Genomic DNA, 1,257 nt, shown 5'->3' with positions numbered 1-1,257 from the left:
GCCATGACCGTTCCGTTGTCCCGCAACCGCGACTACCGGCTGCTGTGGATCAGCCAGGCGCTGTCGGCGTCGGGCTTCAGCGCGTCGATGATCGCCTTCCCCCTGCTGGTGCTCGCCCTCACCGGGTCGCCCGCGACAACCGGTCTCGTGCTGGGCGTCGAGGCGGCGGCCCAGGTCGTGGTGGGACTGCCAGGCGGCGCCCTGGTGGATCGCTGGAACCGCAAGAAGATCATGCTCATGGCCGAGGCGACGCAGGCACTGGCCGTCGCCAGCCTGGTCCTCGCGCTCTGGCTGGACATGCTGGGCGTGGCGCACATCGTCGTGGTGGCAGCGCTGATGGGCGTGTGCAACGGCTTGTTCGGCCCGGCCGAACAAGCCGCGCTGGTGAAGATCGTGCCGCAGGAGCAACTGGCGACGGCGCTGGCGATGAACTCCGCCCGCGGCGCGGTGGGGCAGCTGTCGGGCACGGCACTGGGCGGTTTCCTCTTCGCGGTGGGAAGACTGGTGCCGTTCGCGTTCAACGTGCTCACGCACACGATCTCGTTCGTGGCGTTGTTGTTCGTGCGCGTGCCTCCGTCCGAAGTCGAGCAGGCGCCGGACAGCCACCTGGGCAAGGAGATGGCCGAGGGCCTGCGTTGGGTCTGGCGGCAACGGCACGTCCGCGTCACGGTGCTGTGCGCGGTGAGCCTCAACTTCCTCTTCAGCGCCTACTACATCGTCATCATCGTGCTGGTCTCCGGCAGAGGTGTCTCCTCGGGCGAGATCGGTGTCATGGCGGCGATGCTCGGCGTGGGCGGCATCTGCGGCGCTCTGCTCGCGCCATACCTGCACCGGGCGATGAGCCCGTACGCGTCGATCATCGTGGTGTTCTGGGCGCTGGCCGTGCTCACCCCGGTCGCAGTCTTCATCGACAACGGCCTGCTGATGGGCGCGTTGTTCTTCGCGATGGCCCTGCTTCCGCCGACCGCGAACACCACGATCAACACCTACCAGCTCCTGCTCACGCCCGATCGCCTGCGCGGCCGGCTGAGCGGGGTGATGGGGATGATCTCCGGCGTCTCCGCCGCGGCCGGTCCCGCGTTCGGCGGCCTGCTCGTGCAGGCGGTGGCCGGCACCTACGCGGTCCTCCTGATCGCCGCGGCCATCGCGGTGATCGCGCTCATCACGACCCTGAGCCCCACCATGCGCTCGTTCCCGCGCGAGGAGACCCTCGCGATGGACGCATCGGATTCCGAAACGACGAAAGGAAGATGAACA

At 68.3% G+C, this 1,257-nt stretch carries 1 protein-coding gene; it reads left to right on the top strand.

The window, feature by feature from the left end; all coding sequences use genetic code 11:
* Positions 1-3 precede the first annotated feature (3 nt).
* A complete protein-coding gene (locus ACSHWB_RS39350; RefSeq protein WP_439658395.1) occupies positions 4-1,254 on the top strand; it encodes an MFS transporter in 1,251 nt (416 codons plus the stop codon).
* Positions 1,255-1,257 lie beyond the last annotated feature (3 nt).

Origin of the sequence: Lentzea sp. HUAS TT2, assembly GCF_051853195.1 — a bacterium.
Taxonomy (GTDB): domain Bacteria; phylum Actinomycetota; class Actinomycetes; order Mycobacteriales; family Pseudonocardiaceae; genus Lentzea.
This window is presented reverse-complemented; position numbering and strand designations above follow the sequence as displayed.